A 21,637-nucleotide genomic window follows, 5' to 3' on the forward strand; every position below is an offset into this window, starting at 1 on the left:
GATTTCCTCGGTGCTTTCCAGGTTCCCGCTCTCGCGTTTCCCTTTCCGGCGGTTCCGACTCTATCAGATCCTTTCGGCGTCTGACTCCCAGTCAGGGGGGCTTGTCCTCCCGGCCGTTGGGCCGTTCCGACGTCTCAAACCTTAGCGGATCCGCTCGGCGATTCCCAATCGGGCCGCCGGGCTTCCATTCGAATTGAATTCGGGCACGCCGAATACAATCCGCTCAGGAGATCGTGCTGATGGTGTGAGGGGCGCCGCTCGAGGGCGGCTGAGGTGCTGCCGGAGAACCGTTACGGCTCCGTGGCAACCCGAAGAACTTTACGGAACGAGCAGGGGCGTGTCAACAGCCCCTGTCAAGATCTTTTTACCGGAGCTGCGGCGCTTCGGACCGGGCCCTTCAGTCCAGGTCGCTGAGCCGGCCGCCGGCATCCGGCTGTGCATGTTCCACCCTGCGCAGGAGCCGGGTCAGCACCTCGCCGAGCACCGCACGCTCCGCGGGAGTGAGGTCCTGGAGCAGGTCCTCCTCGAAGACCGTCGCCAGGCGCATCGCCTCCAGCCACTTCTCGCGGCCCTCGGGCGTCAGCTCGACGATGACCCGGACTCGGTTGGACTCGTCGCGTTCGCGGGTGACCAGACCCTCTCCGACCATGCGGTCGATCCGGTGGGTCATCGCGGCCGGGGTGAGACCCAAGCGCTTGGCGAGTTCGCTCGGGCCCATGCGGTACGGGGCGCCGGAGAGGACCAGCGCCTTCAGGACCTCCCACTCGGCGTTGCTGATCCCGAGGCCGGAGGTCTGGCGGCCGTACGCGACGTTCATACGGCGGTTCAGCCGCGACAGCGCCGACACGATCTTCTCGACCTGGGGATCGAGGTCCCGGAACTCGCGCTGGTACGCGGCGATCTGTTCTTCGAGCGTCGGCTCCGTGTCCGGGGCGCCGGGTGTGTCGGCCATGGGCGCAGTATGGCACGCGACCCCTTTGCCTTGAAGTCCTTCACCATGTACTCTTTAGCTTCGAACTTTAGCTTTGAAGTCTTCGGACTTAACTAGTGAGAGAGGTGAACGTGACCAGGGCGATGGGCGCAGCGATGCGCCGGATCCACGTGGGCAACGCACTCAGCGCCTTCGGGCTCGGCTTCACGGTCCCCTACCTGTACGTCTATGTGGCGCAGGTGCGGGGCCTGGGGGCCATGACGGCGGGGCTCGTGCTCGCCGTCTTCGCCGTGGCCGCGCTGATCGTGCTGCCGTTCGCCGGCCGGGCGATCGTGCGGCGCGGCCCGTTGCCGGTCCTGCTCGCCGCTCTGGTGACCGCCTCTCTGGGTGCGCTGAGCCTCGGCCTCGCGGGCAGCGCCGCCACCGTCCTGTCGGCCGCCGCGGCGCTCGGTGCCGGCCAGGCCGTGATGCAGCCGGCGCTGGCGACGATGATCGTGGACTGCTCGACGGCGGACACCCGCTCACGAGCGTTCGCCATGCAGTTCTTCCTGCAGAACCTGGGGCTCGGCGTCGGCGGTCTCATCGGCGGTCACCTCGTCGACACCACGCGCGTGTCCTCGTTCACGCTCCTGTTCTCGATCGAGGCGGCGATGTTCCTGCTGCTGGTCGGTGTGATGGCGACCGTGCGGATGCCGCACTCGCCGCGGATCGAGGACGCGCCCGCGCGGACGGCGAAGGGCGGCTGGAAGCAGCTGCTCGGGAACCGCGCCATGGTGCAGCTGTGTGTGCTCGGCTTCGTGCTGTTCTTCGCCTGCTACGGGCAGTTCGAGTCCGGTCTGAGCGCGTACGGCGTGGAGGCCGCGGGGATATCCACCTCCGCGCTGGGGACGGCCCTGGCCGCGAACACCCTCATGATCGTGGTGGCCCAGTTCGCCGTGCTGAGGTTCGTGGAGCGCCGGCGCCGTTCCCGGGTCATCGCCGGGGTCGGCCTGATCTGGGCCGTGGCCTGGCTGACCGCCGGGTATGCGGGACTGGGTCACGGCAGCCAGGAGATGGCCACGGCTGCGTTCGTGTCGACGTACGCGCTGTTCGGGCTGGGTGAGGCGATGCTGTCGCCGACGGTCGCGCCGCTGGTCGCCGACCTTGCGCCGGAGGGGATGGCCGGGCAGTACAACTCGGCGTTCGCGCTGGTCAAGCAGCTTGCGCTGGCGGTCGGTCCGGCGGTGGGCGGGCCCCTGGGCGCCTCGCTGCACGGGCCGTACGTCGTGACGTTCCTGCTGTTCTCGCTGGGGATCACCTACCTGGCGCTGCGGCTGGGGCGGCAGCTCACCGCCGTACAGGACCGTCCGTGGCTGGCACGCGGTACCCGTGTGGTCACGCGCGGCGGAGCACCGGCGCAGCCGGTGGGCGCGGAGGCCTGAGGCACCGACGGGGCGCGGCGGGCTGTGCGGTCAGCCACCGCGCACCCGCGCCCGCACCCCCGCACCGGACAGCGACGCTCATGGCGTCCGGGGGGTGTCGTTCGGAACCCCTAGCCCCTCGGCAGCACGAACTCGCACCACACCGCCTTGCCGCCACCGGGCGTCCGGCGGCAGCCCCAGCTGGAGGCGATCGTCGCGACGATGGCGATGCCCCGGCCCGACTCGTCGCCCGGTTCGGCGCGGCGGCGTCTGGGCAGGTGGTCGTCGCCGTCCGTGACCTCGATGATCAGACGGCGGTCGGTGCGGCGGAGCCGCAGCCGCATGGGCGGGGTGCCGTGCTGGAGGCTGTTGGCGACCAGTTCGCTCGTGGCGAGGACGCCGAGGTCGTGCAGTTCCGCGGGGAAGCGCCAGCTGGCGAGGACGCCGGAGGCGAAGGCACGTGCGCGGGGGGCCGCCTCGACGCCGCCGAGAAGTTCCAGGGCCGCGTTGCGGAAGAGATCGCCGTCGGGTCCGGTACGGGCCGGGTGCTGGAGGACGAGGACCGCCACGTCGTCGTCGTGGTCGGCGGTGACGCCAGCCGAGCGGACCAGGCGGTCGCAGACGACCTGCGGGGTGCCGGTGGCGCCGGCCAGTGCGCCTTCGAGCGCGGCGATGCCCTCGTCCAGGTCCTCGTTGCGGCGTTCGACCAGGCCGTCGGTGTAGAGGACGGCCGTGGCGCCGGGGCCGAGGGCGATGGAGCCGGAAGCGTGGATCCAGCCGCCGGTGCCCAGCGGCGGGCCGGTGGGCTCGTCGGCGCGGGAGACGGTGCCGTTCTCGTCGCGGACCAGGATCGGCAGATGGCCCGCGGACGCGTACACCAGGCGGCCCTCGTTGGGGTCGTGGATGGCGTAGACACACGTCGCGATCTGGTTGGCGTCGATCTCGGTGGCGAGGCCGTCGAGGAGCTGGAGCACCTCGTGCGGGGGCAGGTCGAGTCGGGCGTAGGCGCGGACGGCCGTGCGGAGCTGGCCCATGACGGCCGCCGCCCGGACCCCGCGGCCCATGACGTCGCCGATGACCAGGGCGGTGCGGCCGCCACCGAGGGTGATCACGTCGTACCAGTCGCCGCCGACCGCGGCCTCGGTGCCGCCGGGCTGGTAGGTGGCGGCGATGCGCAGGTCGTCGGGCTGCTCCAGTTCCTGCGGGAGCAGGGAGCGCTGGAGGGTGACGGCCGTTTCGCGCTGGCGGCGCTCGCTGGCGCGCAGGCGTTCGGCGGCCTCGGCGTGGTCGGTGACGTCCGTGGCGAAGACGAGGACGCCGGCGTCGCGGTCACCGTCCTCGGCGACCGGGGTGCAGGTGAAGGTGTACGAGCGGCCGTCGACGGCCTTGCGGGACTTCAGCGTGCGGGGCTTGCCGCTGCGCAGGACCTGGTCGAGCAACGGGAGCAGGCCGAGTTCGGCGAGTTCCGGCAGGGCCTCGCGGGCGGCGGCGCCGGTGGGGCGGACGCCGAAGGCGGCCGTGTAGGCGTCGTTGACGTAGGCGATGCGGTGGTCGGGGCCGTGGACGAGGGCGACGAGGGCCGGGACACGGTCGAGGACGTCACGCGCGGGCAGTTCGTCGACGGCGGGCACCGGTGGGGTCTCGCCCGCGGGCTGTTCGGCGCGGGCCGCGGGCACGGAGCCTTCCCCCCGCCGGTCCGGGGAGACCGGGGTGTCGGTCCGCGCGGCGGCGCGGCGCTGTGTTCCGGGGAGGCGGGCGCTCCAGCGCGTGAAGTTCACTGTGGAAAAAGCCTCGTGAGTGCTGTGGGCGGGCGGGCGGCCCGTCCGAGGACATGGGGCAGTGTGGCAGGGGACGGGCCACGGCGACATGGGTCAGACGCCTCAGCCGTTCGTGGAGTTCCTGGGTCCGGTCAGGACGACCCCTTCGGGTCGTCGGAAGGGCTGTGAGGAGGCTTTCCACCGGCCGCGAGTTCGAACTCCGCTCGAGGATGTTCGAGCGAGCCGAGCGAGACGATCTCCCGTTTGAAGAGTCCGGCGAGGGTCCATTCGGCGAGCACGCGGGCCTTGCGGTTGAAGGTGGGCACCCTGCTGAGGTGGTACACGCGGTGCATGAACCAGGCAGGGTAGCCCTTCAGCCGGCGCCCGTAGACCTGGGCGACGCCTTTGTGCAGGCCGAGGGAGGCGACGGAGCCGACGTACTTGTGCGCGTACGTCTCCAGGGGCTCGCCGCGCAGGGAGTGGACGATGTTGTCGCCGATGACCCTGGCCTGGCGGACCGCGTGCTGGGCGTTGGGCGCGGTCTCGGCGCCGGGTTCGTCGGCGGTGACGTCGGGGACGGCGGCGGCGTCTCCCGCGGCCCAGGCGTGTTCCGTGCCGTCGACGGTCAGCTGGGCCGTGCAGCGCAGCCGGCCGCGGTCGGTGCGCGGGAGGTCGGTCGCCGCGAGCAGCGGGTGCGGTTTGACGCCGGCCGTCCACACGACGGTACGGGTCGGGAAGCGCTGGCCGTCGCTGAGGACGGCGACGCGGTCGGCGCAGGAGTCCAGGCGGGTGCTCAGCAGCACCTGGATGTTGCGGCGGCGCAGCTGGGTGACCGTGTAGCGGCCCATCGCCGGACCGACCTCCGGGAGGATGCGGTCGGTGGCCTCCACGAGGATCCACTTCATGTCCTCGGGACGGAGGTTGTGGTAGTACCGCGTGGTGTAGCGGGCCATGTCCTCCAGCTCGCCGAGGGCCTCGACGCCCGCGTAGCCGCCGCCTACGAAGACGAAAGTGAGGGCTGCGTCGCGGATCGCGGGGTCGCGGGTGGAGGAGGCGATGTCCATCTGTTCGATGACGTGGTTGCGCAGGCCGATGGCCTCCTCGACGGTCTTGAACCCGATGCCGTACTCGGCGAGGCCGGGGATGGGCAGCGTGCGGGAGACCGAGCCGGGGGCCAGCACGAGTTCGTCGTAGCCGAGGAGTTCGGCGGCCCTGCCCGCCTCGGCGTGGGCGAGCGTGGTGACGGCGGCGGTCCGCATCGCGTGGTCGATGGACGTCACCTCGCCGATGACGACGTGGCAGCGGTCCAGGACGCGGCGCAGTGGTACGACCACGTGGCGCGGGGAGATCGAGCCCGCGGCGGCCTCGGGGAGGAAAGGCTGGTACGTCATGTACGGGTCGGGAGTGACGACTGTGATCTCGGCCTCGCCCCGCCTCAGCTCGCCCTTCAGCTTCCGCTGGAGGCGCAGGGCCGTGTACATCCCGACGTAGCCGCCGCCGACAACCAGAATGCGCGCACGTTCCTTCACCATCCCATGACGCACCCGTCGCTGTTGTTTGTCCACAGCCCCGGCAATTTGTGTGACCGGCGGCCGGGTGTGCGCAGGGGTGGGGCCGGTATCCGTGCAGGACGAAAGGGAGCAGGTCAGCAGGGGCGGACGACTGGGGGCGAAGGGGCGGAATCGGTGCGTACACCCCCCGTACTCCGATCGGGGGGCGCAGTGTGCGGAACCTGCCCCTTCTGAATTGACTGCCTCTCAACTATGTTCGTGTGTCGACGGGGTGTAGGGAATGTGGTCGAACGGGTCCGCGACGGGCGGATCCGGTCGGGACCGATGCCACTACCGCGCACTTCGCATTCAGTGGCGGGGAGTCTCCGGGGGGAGACGTCATTACCGGGGGAAGACATGCATGTTCAGGACACGCATTGGTCATCTGCAGCCGTCGTCGCGCCGGGTGGTGTGGCGATGAACGCGGCGGTGAACGCGGCGGCGGGCAACGGACGTTCCGACGGGGCGCGCACGGCGCCGCTGCGGGTGGACGCACAGCGCAATCTGGAGCACGTGCTGCGTGCGGCGCGTGAGGTGTTCGGCGAGCTGGGGTACGGCGCGCCGATGGAGGACGTGGCGCGGCGCGCGCGGGTCGGGGTCGGCACGGTGTACCGGCGCTTTCCCAGCAAGGACGTGCTGGTCCGGCGGATCGCCGAGGAGGAGACGGCGCGGCTGACCGAGCAGGCACGGGCCGCGCTCGGGCAGGAGGACGAGCCGTGGTCGGCGCTGTCGCGGTTCCTGCGGACGTCCGTTGCGTCGGGGGCCGGGCGGTTGCTGCCGCCGCAGGTCCTGCGGGTCGGCTCCGCCGGTTCGGCCGAGTCGGGGGTCTCTGACCCGGTCGCATCCGCCGGGTCGCTCGGCTCGGTCGGCTCGGTCGAGGAGGCCCGGGTGCCTCAGCAGCGGACGCAGCCGGGAGGTGGTGAGCTGCGGCTGGTGTCGGACGGGGCCGCGGCGGTGGCCGATGACGCCGGGGCCGGGGCGCTGCTCGATGTGGTGGGGCAGTTGGTCGAGCGGGCGCGGGCGGCAGGAGAGCTGCGGACGGATGTTTCCGTGGCCGACGTGCTGTTGGTGATCGCCACGGCGGCGCCGTCGTTGCCGGATGCGGCGCAGCAGGCGGCGGCGTCCGCGCGGCTGCTGGACATCCTGCTGGAGGGCCTGCGGTCCCGGCCGGCGTAGGGTCGGCGGCGCCTCGCGTTCGGGGGGCGCCGTTGTCGGGGGCGTACTCGCGTTCGTGGTTCTTGGCTTGTCGACCCGGGCGTTGGGGGCAAGTGCGCTCGGATGGGTGGATGGGGTGCGAGGAGGGTCCTTTCGGAAAGTTGGTGTGGCACTCTGAGCCGGTGACGGGTTGGGCTGGGCCGGTTTCGGGGGCTTTCCGCGATGGGCGTTGACGGGCGGGGCGAGTCGCGCGGTGGCGAAGGGGGCCTGGAGAAGCACGGGCCGGCCTCGCCACAGGTACCGAACCAAGGCGGGCGCGGCGCTTCCTCCGGCAGGTCCGGTGACGGGCGCGGCGCTTCCTCCGGCAGGCCCCGGGACAGGAGCGTGCCGGCGCAACGCGAAGGCAGCGTGCTGCCACCGCCCCGGGAGGTGCCCTCTGCCGACGGCGAGTTGATCGCGCGGATGCGCGGCGGGGACGACACCGCCTACGAGGAGCTGTACCGGCGGCATGCCGATGCGGTGCGGCGGTACGCACGCACCTGCTGCCGGGACGCGCACACCGCCGACGACCTCACCGCCGAGGTGTTCGCCCGGATGCTGCAGGCGGTGCGTGGCGGGTCGGGGCCCGAGCACGCCGTACGGGCCTATCTGCTGACCTCCGTGCGGCGCGTCGCCGCGCACTGGACCAAGTCCGCCCGGCGGGAGCAGCTCGTCGACGACTTCGCCGTCTTCGCCCAGCAGGCCGCACGGCCCTCGGAGGTGTCCGACGACACTGCATCCATCGGCTCCTTCGGAGCGGGCCTCGGCCTCGGCGCCGACGCGCGCGCCATGCACGAGGCCGAGCAGTCCATGGCCATGCAGGCCTTCCGTTCGCTGCCCGAACGCTGGCAGGCCGTGCTCTGGCACACCGAGGTGGAGGACGAGTCCCCGAGCGAAGTGGCCAGGCTGTTCGGGCTGGACGCCAACGGCACCCGGGTACTCGCCAGCCGGGCGCGGGAAGGGCTGAAGCAGGCCTATCTCCAAGCCCACGTCAGCGCTGCCCTCGCCCACGACGAGGAGTGCGCCCGCTATGCCGACCAGCTGGGCACCTACGCTCGCCGCAAGCTGCGCATCCGTGCCGAGCGGGGCCTTCGCAAGCATCTGGAGGAGTGCGCCAGGTGCCGGCTGGCGGCGGCGCAGATCGAAGAGGTCGCGAGCGGGATCCCCGGTGTCGTCCCGGTGGCGGTCATCGGCTGGTTCGGGGCCGCCGGGTACGCCAAGGCCCTCGGGATCGTGGCCGGCAGCGCCGGGGCCGGAGCGGCCGGTGCCGCGGCCGTGGCCGGCGGGTCGTCCGGCAGCGCGGGAGGCGCGGGCGGGGGTGTGGCCGCGGAGGGGCTCGGCGCGCCGGTCAAGGCCGGCATCGCGGCCGGTGTGGTGGCGGTGGCCGCCGCCGCGGTGACGCTGGCCCTGGTGAACGACAGCCACCCGGCGAAGGAGGTCGCCGAGCCGGCACCGTCCGCATCGATCGCGCGGCCCGGGTCGCCGACGTCCGCGCCGCCGCACCACAGGCCCTCGCCCGAGCCCGTGGCCCTCGCCCCTGAGCCGGCCCCCACTCGGACGCCGACGCCGACGCCGACACCTACCCCGACGCGCACCCCGACACACAGGGTGCCGCCGGCCCCCAGGCCCACTCCGGCGCCCGCTCAGACACCGACCCCGACTCCGACATCCGCCCCGGCGCCGACGCGCGTGCCGACGCCGACCCCGACTCCGCCGCCCGCGTCCACCGTCTACCACCTGAGCGACCTGCGCTACGACGTCGTCGGTGACGGCACCCGGCCCGAGATCGCGCTGCACGCAAGCAGCTGGGTGTGGCAGCGGTACGGCATGTCGATCGCCGGCACTCGGTACGCGCGCGGAGCGACCGTCCACGGCGAGTCCTCCGTCACCATCGCCCTCAACCGGCAGTGCAGCGCCTACGACGCACTGGCCGGCGTGGACGACATGACCCTCGGCCTCGGCAAGGTCTTCTTCTCGGTCTACGCCGACGGGGTCCGGCTGTGGTCGTCGGACCTGGTCAAGGGCCGTGACCAGGCCCTCCCCGTCCATGTGAACCTGACCGGGCGCAAGACCGTACGGCTCGTCGCGGAGCCGCACGGCAAAGCCTTCGACCGGGCGGCGCTGGCGGACTGGGCGGATTCCCGGTTCACCTGCCGGTAGCCGACCCGCGCTTCTCCTGCCGGTAGCCGATCCGCGCTTCACCTGCCGGTCTTCGGGCCGACACTCGCCCGCCGGCCCCCGGGCCCACAGCCGGCTGCCGGATCCCGGATCCCGGATCCCGGATCCACAGTCACCCGCCGGTCGCCGGGCCCGGTTTACCTGTCGAGCGCCGGACCGACACTCAGCCGCCGGTCCCGGGGCCCACAGCCGGCTGCCGGATCCCGGAGCCCGGATCCCGGATCCACAGTCACCCGCCGGTCGCCGGGCCCGGTTCGTCTGCCGGTCGTCGGTCGCGGTGGCCTTCGGTGGGTGGCGCCGCCGCGTCCAGCTCGCGGAGGACCTCTGCCACGCCGAGGGTCGTGCCCCGGGCGCATTCGGCCACGTAGCGGTCGGCCGGCAGGGCCGCGCGGGCGCCGGCGTGTACCCGGACGGCGTCGCTGTGCTCCGGCTCGGGCCGGGGACGGCCGTCGCGCCAGTGGTCCGCGGCGGTGTACAGGCGGATCGCACCCGGCAGGTCGCCCATGCGGGCCAGCAGTCCGGCGGCCACGTCCACCAGTGCGGCCGTGACCGCCTCGGCGCACCGGTGGGCCACGGCCTCGCGCAGTCCTTCCGCGATGACCCCCACCCCGTGCGCCGGCCCGGACTCGCCGGCCGCGAGGAGCGCCTCGACCATCCGCTGGGCCGCCACGAACTGCGGGGGCGGGGTGCCACCCAGCGTCACCGCGCAGATCGCCTCGTACAGCTCGCGGGCGCGGGCGGTCTGCCCGTCGCTCACGGCGATGTGGGCGCGCAGGAGCAGCACGAAGGCCCGCGCCTCCGGCGCCGTGTACCGGTCGGCGCCCGCTTCCGCCTGGTCCAGGGCGGCCAGGGCGGCGTCCCGTTCACCGGAGCGGTAGGAGATCTCGGCGAGTCTCGCCATCAGGAACGGCGCCTCGGCGTATGCGCCCACCTCGTAGGCGAGCCGCAGCGCTTCCTCGTACTCGCCGCGCGCCTCGTCGAACCGGCACCGGGCCATGGCCGCCTCGCCGGCCGCGCTGCACACCTGTGCCCGCATCCAGCGGTCGCCGACGCGCCGGCTGAGGGTCCGCAGTTCGGCCAGGTCCTCGTCCACGCCCCGCAGGTTGCCCGGTGAGTCGACGGCCACATGGGCGCGGTACATCAGGGCGACCCCGACCTCCCAGTCGCCGCCGTGAGCGCGGCAGTTGTCGACGGACCTCGTCATGGCGGGGCCGAGATCGGCCGGGCCGCCCAGGTAATAGGTGGTCAGGGGCCAGACGATGCCCGGGAGCCGGGCGGCCCGGGGACCACCGGGCTCGTAGGCAGCCCGTACGCGCGCGATGTACTCCACGGCCCGCTCGTCGGCCGCGAGGTTCGCCGCAGTCGACTCCGACGTGAGGAACAGGTCGAGCATGCGCAGGTCCATCCGCAGCTCGTGCAGCGGATGGCCGGCCCCGGCGTCGGGCGGCAGGGCGAGGAAGGCGCCCACGGGGTCGGCCGATTCCGCCAGTGCCGCCAGGTCGTCCAGTGCCGCCAGGTCGTCGGCCGGCGCATGCGCGGGCAGGGCGTCCAGGGCGACGCCCAGGCGGAGCACCAGCCGTACCCAGGTCACGGCCTCCTGGCGGTGGTTGCGCATCCACCAGAACCAGCTGATCGCGAGGACGACGGCGCCCGCCTGTGCCTCGTCGCCTGCGCGCAGGGCACGGTCCAGGGCCGCGCGGATGTTGTCCAGCTCGGTCTCCAGGCGGGAGAACCAGGGCAGCTGGGCCGCGGACCGCAGTTGCGGCTCGGCCTCCTCCACCAGCGCGCGCACCCACGCACGGTGGCGGCGCTCGGCCGCCGCGCACAGGCCGGGGACCTCGGCCGCGCGCTCGGTGGCGTACTCGTGGATGGTCTCCAGCATGCGGTAGCGCATGCCGGTGCCGTCGGGGCCGTGCGGGGTGGCGACCACGAGGGACTTGTCGACCAGTGCGCCGATCAGGTCCGCCGCCGGGCCGGTGCACACGGCCTCGGCGGCGGCGAGGTCCCAGCCGCCGGCGAACACCGACACCTCGCGCAGGACGGTCCGCTCCCGCTCGTCCAGCAGCTCCCAGGACCAGTCGACGACCGCGCGGAGGGTCTGCTGGCGCGGCAGGACCGTACGGCTGCCGGAAGTGAGCAGGCGGAAGCGGTCGTCCAGCCGGTCGGCGATCTGCCGCGGGGTCAGCAGCCTGAGCCGGGCCGCGGCCAGCTCGATGGCCAGGGGCAGTCCGTCCAGGCGGCGGCAGATCTCCGCCACGGCCTCGGTGTCGGCGAGCACCGAGCCGGCGTCGGGACGGACGGCCTTCGCGCGCTCTGCGAAGAGGCGGTGCGCCTGCTCCGGGACGAGGGGCTCGACCGGGCGCACCGCCTCACCGGGGACGCCCAGGGGTTCACGGCTGGTCGCGAGGATCGTGAGCCCGGGACAGTGGGTGAGGAGGGTTTCGGCGAGGGTGGCTGCCGCGCCGATGACGTGCTCGCAGTTGTCAAGGACCAGGAGTTGGCTGCGCGGGGCGCAGTACTCGATCAGCAGGGCCGTGGGGTCGGCCTGCGGGGTCGCCAGGTCGTTGGTCCGCAGCACGGTCTCGCGCAGACCGAGCGCGCTGACCACCGCGCCGGGCACCGCCTCCGGGTGGTCGAGCGGGGCCAGCTCGACCAGCCATGCCGAGGGGAACGCCGTGGCGGCCTCCTCGGCGAGGCGGGTCTTTCCGGAGCCGCCCGGTCCGGTGAGCGTGACCAGGCGGGCCCTGTGCACATCGGAACGAATGGCCTCCAGCTCCGGTTCCCGTCCGACGAAGGAGGTCAGACGAGGGCGCAGATTGCCCGTGCGCTCCGGGGTGTGAGCCGTGGGCAGCGGCTGCGGGGGTGCCGGGAGTGTGCCCTGCGCCGGCGGGGTGGACCGCTCCTGCTTCAGCAACGACGCGTGCAGTGCCTGGAGTTCCGGCCCGGGGTCGGTGCCGAGGGTGTCGGCGAGGGTGCGGCGGGCGGACTCGTAGGCGGCGAGGGCGTCGGCCGGGCGGCCCGTGTCGCGCAGGGCGCGGATGAGGAGGGCGTGCAGGGGTTCGTCGTACGGGTGGGCTTCGGTCAGTTCCTTCAGCTCCGGTACGGCCTCCTGGGCGCGGCCGAGGGCGAGTGCCGCGGCGGCGCGGGCGCGGGACGCATCCAGGCGCAGCGCCTCCGGGCGGGTGGCGGCGGCGCGGTCGGGGAGGTCGGCGAGGGGCGGGCCGTACCAGAGGGCGAGGGCTTCGGTGAGGGTGCGGTGGGCGGTGGCCGGGTCGCCGGTGGAGAGGGCGGTGGTGCCGGTGCGGGTGAGGCGCTCGAAGACGTGGAGGTCGACGTCGTCCTCGGTCGCTTCGAGGCGGTAGCCGCCCGGGCCGGAGACGATGGTGTGTCTGCCGAGGGTACGGCGGAGACGGCCGACGAGTGCCTGGAGGGCGGCGGGAGCGTCCTGGGGCGGGTCGTCCGCCCAGATGTCGTCGATGAGGGTGTCGGGGGAGGTGGTGCGGCCGGGGCGCAGGGCGAGGGCGGCGAGGAGTGTGCGGAGGCGTTGGCCGCCGAGGTGCAGGGCGGTGCCCTGTTCGTCCGCTGCTTGGGTTATGCCCAGGATTCTGTACCGCACCTGGTCATTGTCGCGGGGGGCGGGGAGTGGGAGCACGGCGGTATCGGCATCGGGGGTGACGGCTGTGCGGTCGGTGGGGCGGAGAGTGGGAGCACGGCGGTATCGGCATCGGGGGTGACGGCTGTGCGGTCGGTGGGGCGCATCGGTCAGCGGCGCGCCCGGGTCGACGGCTCGGCGTCCCCGTCAGGCACCAAAGCCAGCGCGTCCCGCCGCGGCTGAATCCCCGTAGGCACCGCTCGCGCGCGCGAGGCCGTCCCCGTAGGCACCGCTCGCCCCCGCGAGGGCGTCCCCGTCAAGCACCGGAAGCCGGCGCACCCCGCCGCGACTGGACCCCGGTATGCACTGCTCACGCCCACGAGGGGCGTCCCCGTCAGGCGCCGGGGGCCAGTGCGCCCCGCCGCGGCTGGATCCCGGTGGGCACCGCTCGGGCCCGCGAGGGCGTCCCCGTCCAGCAGGTGCCTCGGCGGGAGAGGAGGCGGCGGAGCCAGAGTTCGAGGGAGACGAGTTCGGCGAGGCCGTCCAGGGGAAGGGGTTCGCCGGCAGCGGTGGCGCGCAGTGCCTTGCGGATGACGCGGGCTTCCACCAGGCCCGCGTCGGCGAGGAGGGGCGTGGCGAAGAGGTCCATGAGGGGGTCGGCCGCGGCGCGCAGGCCCGCGCGCGCGGCTGCCGCCGACGAGGCGTGGGAGGGGGCGCCCCAGCCGGGCGGGAGATCGGTGACGCCGGCGCCCTCCAGGACCGTACGGAGGATGGCGGCACGCGCGCCGGGCTGGACGCGCAGGGCTTCGGGGAGTTCGCGGCAGGCGCGGACGACCTGGTTGTCGAGGAACGGGGCGTGCAGCCGCTGGGAGCGGATCTCCGCGGCCTGTTCCAGGACGCGGAGGTCGGCGGCGTACCGGGCGAGTGCCGCACGCGCGCGGTAGTCGCCGGGGCGCTGCGCGCCGGTGCCGGAGCGGTCCGCCTCCGCCTGCAGCAGAACCGATACTTCAGCCAGCGCCTCGCCCGTCAGCCAGCGGGCGGCCGGCCCGGGTCTGGCCCAGGTCAGCGCAGCGAGGGACGCGCCGACCGCCCCCTTGGGCTCGTCGAAGAGGCGGCGCATCAGCCGCTCGGACAGTGCCTCCAGGCCCGCCCGGTAGGGGGTGCGGGCGAGGCGCCGGGCCGCGCCGTACACGCGCGCGGGGACCATGACGGAGCCGTCGGCGCGGGCCAGCGCGGCGACCGGCCGGACCAGGTGCCGCCGCCGGCGGTCCATCAGCAGGTCGGCGAGGCGCGCGGGGTGGGCGTCGAGGACCTGGCGTGCGCCGTGGCCGGTGAAGTGGTCGGCACTGCCGGCGGCGAGCCGTGCCCGGTGCCGGGCGGCCAGCACGAGGGAGGGGCCCGGCCCGTCGGTCAGGGGGCCGTCGAGTTCGGCGTACGGCAGGGTCTCCTCGCCGCCGGTGACCACGACGTGGTGCAGGCGGGGGTTCGCGGCCAGGGCGCCGGCGCGCTCGAGTTCGGCCTCGCGGCCGGACACCGCCAGGTCGTTGAAGGTGACGGCGAGGAGGCGTTCGCCCGCGCCCGTGCCGTGCCCGAGGAGCGTGCCGGGCCTGCCGGGCAGCCCGGCCGCCAGCAGCGCGAGGGTGCCGGAGGCGGGCCCGCCGGACAGGTCGGCGCCGATGCCGGGGACCGGCATCCCGCGCGCGGCCCGCCGCTCGGCCGGCCCCATGCCGGGCACCGGCCCGGGATCCAGGTCGGGCACGTGCCGGGGTGCCGACAGCCGGGTGCGGACCGCCTCCACCAGGGCGTCCCGTACGGCGTCCACGGCGCGGTCGGGGTCGGCCGGCGGCGCGGCCACGGCGAGGGAGGCGACCGGCTCGTACCCGGCGATCTCGCGTGCCCCTGCGCGCAGCACCAGCGCGTGCCCCGGCGGAATGCGGCGTACGCCGTCGTACGGGGTGGTGTCGCGCAGCGCGGCCGGTACGTCCGGGGCGGCGAGCAGGGCGGCGAGGTGGGTGAAGTCGAGGTTGGCCTCGACGAGGTCGGCGAGGGGCAGGGCCGCGGTGGCGTAGGCCGTGCCGCCGGCCCAGGGGGTGTGGAACACCGGCCGGGCGCCCGCGAGATCGCCGCAGACGGTGATGCGGCGGCCGGCCTGGACGACGGCCGTGTAGCTGCCGGGCCAAGTGGTCAGGTGGCGCAGTGCGCCCCCGCGCGCGGTGAACAGGCCGCGTCGCAGCTCCTCGTCGGAGGCGCCGCAGATGCCGAGGACGGCGATCCGGTTCTGCGGGTCGGCGTGCACCACACGCACCTCGTCCGGCCGCCAGTCGCCCACGGCCCACAGCGGATCCGGGTCGCCCCACAGGAGTTGGGAGCCGACCGGATGCAGGGTTTCGCCGTCGTATCCGGTGGCACCCGCGGAACCGGTCCCGGCGACGCCCGCGGCGGTGCTGCTCCAACCCACCAACCACCGCATCGACGCCTCCACAGACCGTGGACAACCACTGCACCGTACGAACCGGATCCCCATGCTGCCATGAAGAACGCGCCGGAGAGGGGCGGCGGCACCGCCTTGGACCGTGTGAAGTTCCCGTGGCCCGCCCGGGAAGTCGGCGGGCGGCGGAAGCGTGCGGGGTACGCCGGCCCTGGGTGGTGTCCGATGGGTACGGCGTGAATGCGCCCCCAATGCGCTCCCCCAAGACGCCCTTCACGCCCTCAAGTTGCATGGTCGCGAGGGCAATTCACCGCGCACCACGGGGGTCGATTTTCGGCCAAATACGCGGAGGGCGGCGGAAGATGAGCACTCTCCGTACAGGCCTGTGGAGCGCGCGGTGACGCGTACACGCGCACAGTCCGGGAGGCGGGTGTCGCCTCCCGGACCGGTCCGCCACCCGCGGGGATGAAGGCGGCGGTGTCCCCCAGCCCACTGGATCCAGTACAGCGGGCCGACCCACGCAGAAGCCATGGAACCGCTCCCCCGGTGGCCGGAGAAGAGCGCACGGACGGGCGCACGGCCACACGGCCGGGGGCACGCGGCGACAGACCGTGCACGGTGCGTACAGGGCCGCGCTTCCGTACCGACCACAATCCCGCCATCCGGAACAATGCCCCTTAACGCTTGGGATGCGGCGAACTACGCTGGGTTTACGAATGCCGCGTGGTTATGCCAGCGCGACAGCCGTCTGTGTCGAGGGGTGGCGCATGTCCAGGGAGCAACGCGGGCCGAACGAAAAGCTCGGCGCCGTTCTCGCCCTCGCGGGAATCAGCAACGCAGGGCTCGCGCGACGCGTCAACGACCTTGGTGCGCAACGCGGGTTGACTCTTCGCTACGACAAGACGTCCGTGGCGCGCTGGGTGTCGAAGGGCATGGTGCCGCAGGGTGCGGCGCCGCACCTCATCGCCGCCGCCATCGGCCAGAAGCTCGGCCGCCCCGTGCCGCTCCACGAGATCGGCCTGGCGGATGCGGACCCCGCGCCCGAAGTGGGCCTCGCCTTCCCCAGAGACGTAGGACAGGCGGTGAAGTCGGCGACGGAGCTGTACCGTCTCGACTTCGCCGGGCGCCGGGCCGGCTCCGGCGGCATCTGGCAGTCCCTCGCCGGTTCGTTCGCAGTGAGCGCATACGCAACGCCCGCCTCACGATGGCTGATAACCCCCGCCGACAGCTCGGTCGCGCGGGAGGCGGGCTCCGCCGAGGGCTCCGGCGCACCGATCAAAGTCGGCCACAGTGATGTGCAGAAGCTGCGGGAGGCCGCCGAGGACGCCAGACGCTGGGACTCCAAGTACGGAGGCGGCGACTGGCGTTCGTCCATGGTGCCCGAGTGTCTGCGGGTCGAGGCGGCACCGCTGCTGCTCGGCTCCTACTCCGACGAGGTCGGCCGAGCCCTGTTCGGCGCCTCCGCCGAACTCACCCGGCTGGCCGGCTGGATGGCCTTCGACACCGGGCAGCAGGAGGCCGCGCAGCGATACTACATCCAGGCACTGCGCCTCGCGCGCGCGGCGGCCGACGTCCCGCTGGGGGGGTACGTCCTCGCCTCCATGTCGCTGCAGGCGACGTACCGGGGGTTCGGCGACGAGGGCGTCGACCTGGCACAGGCCGCGCTGGAGCGGAACCGGGGGCTGGCGACCGCGCGGACGATGAGCTTCTTCCGGCTGGTCGAGGCACGGGCACACGCGCGCGCGGGAGACGCGCAGGCGGCCGGCGCCGCGCTGAAGGCGGCCGAGGGATGGCTGGAGCGGTCACGGGAAGGCGACAACGACCCCTCCTGGCTCGGTTTCTACGGATACGACCGGTTCGCCGCCGATGCGGCCGAGTGCTACCGCGACCTGAAGGCGCCGCGGCAGGTGCGGCGGTTCACCGAGCAGGCGCTGTCCAAGCCGACCGAGGAGTTCGTGCGGTCGCACGGGCTGCGGCTGGTCGTCTCGGCGGTGGCCGAGCTGGAGTCGGGCAACCTGGACGCGGCCTGCGAGCAGGGGGTGCGGGCCGTGGAGGTGGCCGGGCGGATCTCCTCGGCCCGGACGACGGAGTACGTGAAGGACCTTCTGCACCGGCTGGAGCCGTACGGGGACGAACCACGGGTGGTGGAGCTGCGGGAGCGGGCCCGTCCGCTGCTGATGGCTCCGGCCTAGGAGAAGCCGCATGCGAGACCGCCGGGCCGAGGTGATCCGGCGGGTGCGGGCCGCAGGCGGCTCGTGGCGCAGTTCCCCGCGCCCCTGGCGGGGCCCTGTGCCCGTCTGCGTTTGAAGCCGCTGTCAGTGGCGCAGTGCACTATCGAGGTGGGAGGTGGTGCTCGGTGCGAGACGGGGCGTACGACTGCGACGTGCTGGTGATCGGTGGGGGGATCGTCGGGCTGTCGACGGCGTATGCGATCACGCGGACCGCACCGGGTACGCGCGTGACGGTGCTGGAGAAGGAGCCCGGCCCTGCCCGGCACCAGACGGGACGCAACAGCGGCGTCATCCACAGCGGGATCTACTACCGCCCGGGCTCGCTCAAAGCGCGGTACGCGGTGCGGGGCGCCGCGGAGATGGTGAAGTTCTGCGCCGAGTACGGCATCGCGCACGCCGTCACCGGCAAGCTGATCGTCGCCACCGAGCGGGAGGAGCTGCCCCGGCTGCATGCGCTCGTGCAGCGTGGCCGGGAGAACGGGATCCCGGTGCGCGAGCTGGGCCCGGCCCAGATCGCGGGGTATGAGCCGGAGGTGCGCGGCCTGGCCGCCATACACGTCGGGACGACCGGGGTGTGCGACTTCGTGGGCGTCGCCCGGGAGCTGGCGCGGGCGTCGGGGGCGGAGATCCGGTACGGCGCACGGGTCGTCCGGGTGGACCGGCGGCCGGACCGGGGCGTGGCCGTCCTCACCGCGGCCGGGGACGTCGTCCGCGGGCGGGTGCTGGTGAACTGCGCCGGCCTGTACTGCGACGAGGTCGCCCGGCTCACCGGGGACGAGCCCGAGGTGCGGATCGTGCCGTTCCGCGGGGAGTACTACGAGCTGGCCCGGCCGGAGCTGGTGCGGGGGCTGGTGTATCCGGTGCCGGACCCGGCGTTTCCGTTCCTCGGGGTGCATCTGACCCGCGGCATCGACGGAGGCGTGCACATCGGCCCCAACGCGGTGCCGGCGCTGGCCCGGGAGGGGTACGGCTGGGGGGTCGTACGGCCCCGGGAGCTGGCCGGCACGGTGGCCTGGCCGGGGTCCTGGGCGATCGCGCGGCAGCACTGGCGGTACGGGGCCGGTGAGCTGCGCCGGTCGGTGTCAAAGGGGGCGTTCCTGACGGCGGTGCGGAGACTGCTGCCCGGGGTGGAGGCCGGTGATCTGGTGCGGGCCCCTGCCGGGGTCCGGGCGCAGGCGGTGCTGCGGGACGGCACGCTGGTGGACGACTTCCTGATCAGGGAGGGGGCGCGGGCGGTCCATGTGCTCAATGCGCCGTCGCCTGCGGCTACCGCTTCGCTGCCGATCGGCCGGGAGGTCGGGCGGCGGGTGCTGGCCATGCTCGGTTCGCTGTAGTGGCCCTCCCAGGGGGCTCCGCCCCCTGGACCCCCGCCTTGCCCACCCACCCGCCCATGACCGTCGGCTGGAAAGGTGCCGTCACAGATGCCGCCTGATCGGCCGGCTGAAGGGTGCCGTCAGACCGAAGGGGGCCATCACGCCGAAGGGGGCCGTCACGTGCCGCCCGTTCCTGTCGGCTGGGAGGGTGCCGTCACAGGTGCTGTCCGGTCGCCGGCTGGAGAGTGCCGTCACGTGCCGCCTGGTCGGTCGCCCCGGATGGGCGCCTTAAAATTGTGCTTACTGTGTCTGACTCCCTTGACTCCCCCGACGCCCCGCCCTCGGCCCCCCACACGCCCGGTGGCTCCATCCGGCACACCCGGGCGAAGGGTGAGCCTCGTTTCCCGGACGGGCCCAGGGCCGATCCCGCAGGGTCGCACTTCGAGCGGCGGATCCGGAGCTTCCAGCCGCGGCGCAGCCGGGTGACCGCCGGGCAGGCGGACGCCCTGCAGCGGCTGTGGCCCAAGTGGGGGCTGGACATCGACGGGCAGCGGGTCATCGACCTCGGCGAACTGTTCGGGAACGACCATCCCGTGGTCCTGGAGATCGGGTTCGGGATGGGCGAGGCGACCGCGCAGATGGCCGCGGCCGACCCGGACACCAACGTCCTGGCCGTGGACGTGCACACCCCGGGCCAGGGCAACCTGCTCAATCTCGCCGACCGGAACGGCCTGGCCAACGTCCGGGTGGGCAACGGCGACGCGATCATCCTGCTCCGGGAGATGCTCGCCCCCGACTCGCTGGACGGGCTGCGCGTCTACTTCCCCGACCCCTGGCCGAAGAAGCGGCATCACAAGCGCCGGCTGATCCAGCCCGAGTTCCTGTCGCTCGCCGCGACCCGGCTGAAGCCCGGCGCGATCGTGCACTGCGCGACCGACTGGGAGCCGTACGCCGAGCAGATGCTGGACGTGCTCGCCGCACACCCCGACTTCGAGAACACCCAGACCGGCGGCGGCTTCGCGCCACGCCCGGAGTCCCGTCCGCTGACCCGTTTCGAGGGACAGGGACTGGACAAGGGACATGTGGTGAACGATCTGCTGTTCCGGCGCGTACCGCACAGCCAGGACCGATAATCCGCTCCAGCCCCTCGTCCCGTCGCCGTTAGGGTCGATGCCTGTGGCCACCAGTCCCCCGTTTCCGACGTATCCGCCGAGCCCCGGCGACGGTGTGCTCCTGCGCCACCCGCACTGGTGGCAGCGCAGATGGGTGCGGTACGGGGCACTGAGCACCCTGCTCGCGCTGTCCGGGCTCGTCATCCTCGCGCTCGTGCGGCGGCAGACCGGAACGGAGGGGTTCCTCGTCGGGCTGGGGCTGGCCGTGCTGCCCGTGCCCTGGCTGATAGCCGCCTTCCGGTGGCTGGACCGGGTGGAGCCGGGCCCCTGGCGGAACCTGGTCTTCTCCTTCGCCTGGGGAGCGTGTGCGGCGGCGCTGATAGCCATCGTGGCCAACAGTTTCGCGACCAGGTGGATCGCCACCTCGTTCGCGGATCCGGCCAGTGCCGACACCCTCGGCGCCACGGTGATAGCACCGATCGTGGAGGAGTCCGCGAAGGCCGCGGCCGTGCTGCTGGTCTTCCTGTTCCGCAGGCGTGACTTCACCGGGATCGTGGACGGGGTGGTGATAGCGGGGGTCACCGCCACCGGGTTCGCGTTCACCGAGAACATCCTCTACCTCGGTACGGCCTTCGGGACCGACCAGCTCACCGGCGACCGCGGCATCGCCTCCGTCACCGCCGCCACCTTCTTCGTGCGCATCGTGATGTCCCCGTTCGCGCACCCCCTGTTCACGGTCCTCACCGGCATCGGCTTCGGCATCGCCGCGCTGTCCGCCGAGCGGCAGCACGTGCGGCGGGTCCTGCTGCCGGTCTGCGGGCTGCTGCTCGCGATGAGCATGCACGCCTTCTGGAACGGCTCCTCCACCTTCGGCCAGTACGGCTTCTTCGCCGTGTACGGCGCCTTCATGGTGCCCGCGTTCGCGGTGCTGACCTGGCTCGCGATCTGGACGCGGCAAAGGGAGCTGCGGACCGTGCGCGCGGAGCTGCCGGCGTATGTGGTGGCCGGGTGGCTGGGGCCGGGGGAACCGTTCGCACTCGGGTCGATGCGGGCGCGGCGGATGGCCCGGGACTACGCCCGGCACCACCACGGGCGTCCGGCGGCACGGACGGTGGCCCAGTACGAGGGGTACGCCACGTCGCTCGCGGCTCTGCGGCAGCGGGGACGCAAGGGGAAGGCGGGGGCCGACTTCGTCGTACGGGAGCGGGAGCTGCTGGACGAGCTGTGGAAGCGCCGGCATGTGGCGCGGCCGGCGCTGGAGTACGCCGGCAGGGCCTCGGTTCCGGCACCGGCGTACTGGGCGGCGGCACCGTACGGATATCCGGCGGTGCCGTATCCCGCGCATCCCGCGATGCCGCATCCCGCGGTGCCGAGTTCCGTGCACCCCGCCTACAACCCGTACCGGACCTAGGTTCCGGCCTGCAGGCGATCGCGAGCCTGTCGGTCCGTGTGTCGCATCACTGATCACTGGCCGGACGGACAGACCCGAGCATCTCGGCGGGGTGGCCGGCAGCCGGAGATGGCGGCGGCAGGGAGCGGCGGCAGGGAAGACGGGCGGGTGGCCTTCCGCCGGGGGCGCGGGCAGGAGGTCAGGCGGTCACGCGGAAGCCTCGGTGAGGCGGTCCAGTTCCTGCTGTGTCAGCTTCAGTTCCGCCAGTCCCAGCAGCGCCGGCAGCTGTTCCACCGTCCTCGCCGAGGCGATCGGGGCCGTGATCGTCGGCTGGGCGGCCAGCCAGGCGAGGGCGACCGTGGGAACCGGGGCCTGGTGGGCGGCGGCGATCTCGTCGAGGGCGGCCAGGACCTTCTGGCCGCGTGCGGTCCCGGCGTACTTGGCGGCTCCGCCGGCACGGGCGCTGTCCACCGTCGTACCGGGGCGGTACTTGCCGGTCAGGAAGCCGGAGGCGAGGGAGAAGTACGGGACGGCGGCAAGGCCCTCGCGGGCGGCGAGGTC

13 protein-coding genes are annotated in these 21,637 nt (G+C 73.3%); 7 read left to right on the forward strand and 6 right to left on the reverse strand.

Annotated features, from left to right (window positions below):
- Positions 1 to 397: 397 nt before the first annotated feature.
- The gene (locus tag ACZ4SF_RS35610) at positions 398 to 952 is read right to left on the reverse strand and encodes a MarR family winged helix-turn-helix transcriptional regulator (protein ID WP_468392786.1); all 555 of its coding nucleotides are present in this window, start codon (positions 950 to 952) and stop codon (positions 398 to 400) included.
- Between the two features lie 110 nt (positions 953 to 1,062).
- On the opposite strand from ACZ4SF_RS35610, the gene ACZ4SF_RS35615 reads away from it, so the two are divergent.
- Positions 1,063 to 2,352 (forward strand): MFS transporter, encoded by a 1,290-nt coding sequence (locus ACZ4SF_RS35615; protein WP_468392788.1) that lies wholly within the window; start codon positions 1,063 to 1,065, stop codon positions 2,350 to 2,352.
- A 110-nt stretch (positions 2,353 to 2,462) separates the two neighbouring features.
- On the opposite strand, the gene ACZ4SF_RS35620 is transcribed toward ACZ4SF_RS35615, so the two are convergent.
- Together ACZ4SF_RS35620 and ACZ4SF_RS35625 are read right to left on the reverse strand one after the other, a co-directional pair.
- Entirely contained in the window at positions 2,463 to 4,109 is a 1,647-nt protein-coding gene (locus tag ACZ4SF_RS35620) for an ATP-binding SpoIIE family protein phosphatase (protein WP_468392790.1), read from the reverse strand.
- A gap of 131 nt (positions 4,110 to 4,240) precedes the next feature.
- Positions 4,241 to 5,620, reverse strand: a complete 1,380-nt coding sequence (locus ACZ4SF_RS35625) for an NAD(P)/FAD-dependent oxidoreductase (RefSeq protein WP_468392792.1) — start codon at positions 5,618 to 5,620, stop codon at positions 4,241 to 4,243.
- A 375-nt stretch (positions 5,621 to 5,995) separates the two neighbouring features.
- Between ACZ4SF_RS35625 and ACZ4SF_RS35630 the strand changes: the two genes are divergently transcribed.
- A complete protein-coding gene (locus ACZ4SF_RS35630) occupies positions 5,996 to 6,814 on the forward strand; it encodes a TetR/AcrR family transcriptional regulator (RefSeq protein ID WP_468392960.1) in 819 nt (272 codons plus the stop codon).
- Positions 6,815 to 7,015: 201 nt separating this feature from the next.
- The gene (locus ACZ4SF_RS35635) at positions 7,016 to 8,992 is read left to right on the forward strand and encodes a sigma-70 family RNA polymerase sigma factor (protein ID WP_468392794.1); all 1,977 of its coding nucleotides are present in this window, start codon (positions 7,016 to 7,018) and stop codon (positions 8,990 to 8,992) included.
- Positions 8,993 to 9,239: 247 nt separating this feature from the next.
- On the opposite strand, the gene ACZ4SF_RS35640 is transcribed toward ACZ4SF_RS35635, so the two are convergent.
- Both ACZ4SF_RS35640 and ACZ4SF_RS35645 read right to left on the reverse strand, forming a co-directional pair.
- Entirely contained in the window at positions 9,240 to 12,626 is a 3,387-nt protein-coding gene (locus ACZ4SF_RS35640) for an AfsR/SARP family transcriptional regulator (RefSeq protein WP_468392796.1), read from the reverse strand.
- A 370-nt stretch (positions 12,627 to 12,996) separates the two neighbouring features.
- On the reverse strand, positions 12,997 to 15,072 hold the full coding sequence (locus tag ACZ4SF_RS35645; RefSeq protein ID WP_468392798.1) for an asparagine synthase-related protein: 2,076 nt from the start codon (positions 15,070 to 15,072) through the stop codon (positions 12,997 to 12,999).
- Positions 15,073 to 15,797: 725 nt separating this feature from the next.
- Between ACZ4SF_RS35645 and ACZ4SF_RS35650 the strand changes: the two genes are divergently transcribed.
- The 4 genes from ACZ4SF_RS35650 (at position 15,798) to ACZ4SF_RS35665 (ending at position 21,097) form a co-directional block, all read left to right on the forward strand.
- Positions 15,798 to 17,222, forward strand: a complete 1,425-nt coding sequence (locus tag ACZ4SF_RS35650) for an MFS transporter (protein WP_468392800.1) — start codon at positions 15,798 to 15,800, stop codon at positions 17,220 to 17,222.
- 164 nt (positions 17,223 to 17,386) lie between these two features.
- Positions 17,387 to 18,595, forward strand: coding sequence for an L-2-hydroxyglutarate oxidase (gene lhgO, locus ACZ4SF_RS35655; RefSeq protein WP_468392802.1), 1,209 nt, complete (start codon positions 17,387 to 17,389; stop codon positions 18,593 to 18,595).
- A 284-nt stretch (positions 18,596 to 18,879) separates the two neighbouring features.
- Positions 18,880 to 19,707: a tRNA (guanosine(46)-N7)-methyltransferase TrmB gene (gene trmB, locus ACZ4SF_RS35660; protein WP_468392804.1), complete on the forward strand. Its 828-nt coding sequence runs from the start codon at positions 18,880 to 18,882 to the stop codon at positions 19,705 to 19,707.
- 43 nt (positions 19,708 to 19,750) lie between these two features.
- Complete coding sequence (locus ACZ4SF_RS35665; protein ID WP_468392806.1) at positions 19,751 to 21,097, forward strand: PrsW family intramembrane metalloprotease; 1,347 nt, start codon at positions 19,751 to 19,753, stop codon at positions 21,095 to 21,097.
- Between the two features lie 186 nt (positions 21,098 to 21,283).
- On the opposite strand, the gene ACZ4SF_RS35670 is transcribed toward ACZ4SF_RS35665, so the two are convergent.
- Positions 21,284 to 21,637: aldo/keto reductase (locus ACZ4SF_RS35670; RefSeq protein ID WP_468392808.1), on the reverse strand; the 354-nt coding region annotated here is incomplete at its 5' end.

The sequence above is a fragment of the Streptomyces sp. NPDC027663 genome (assembly GCF_055566415.1).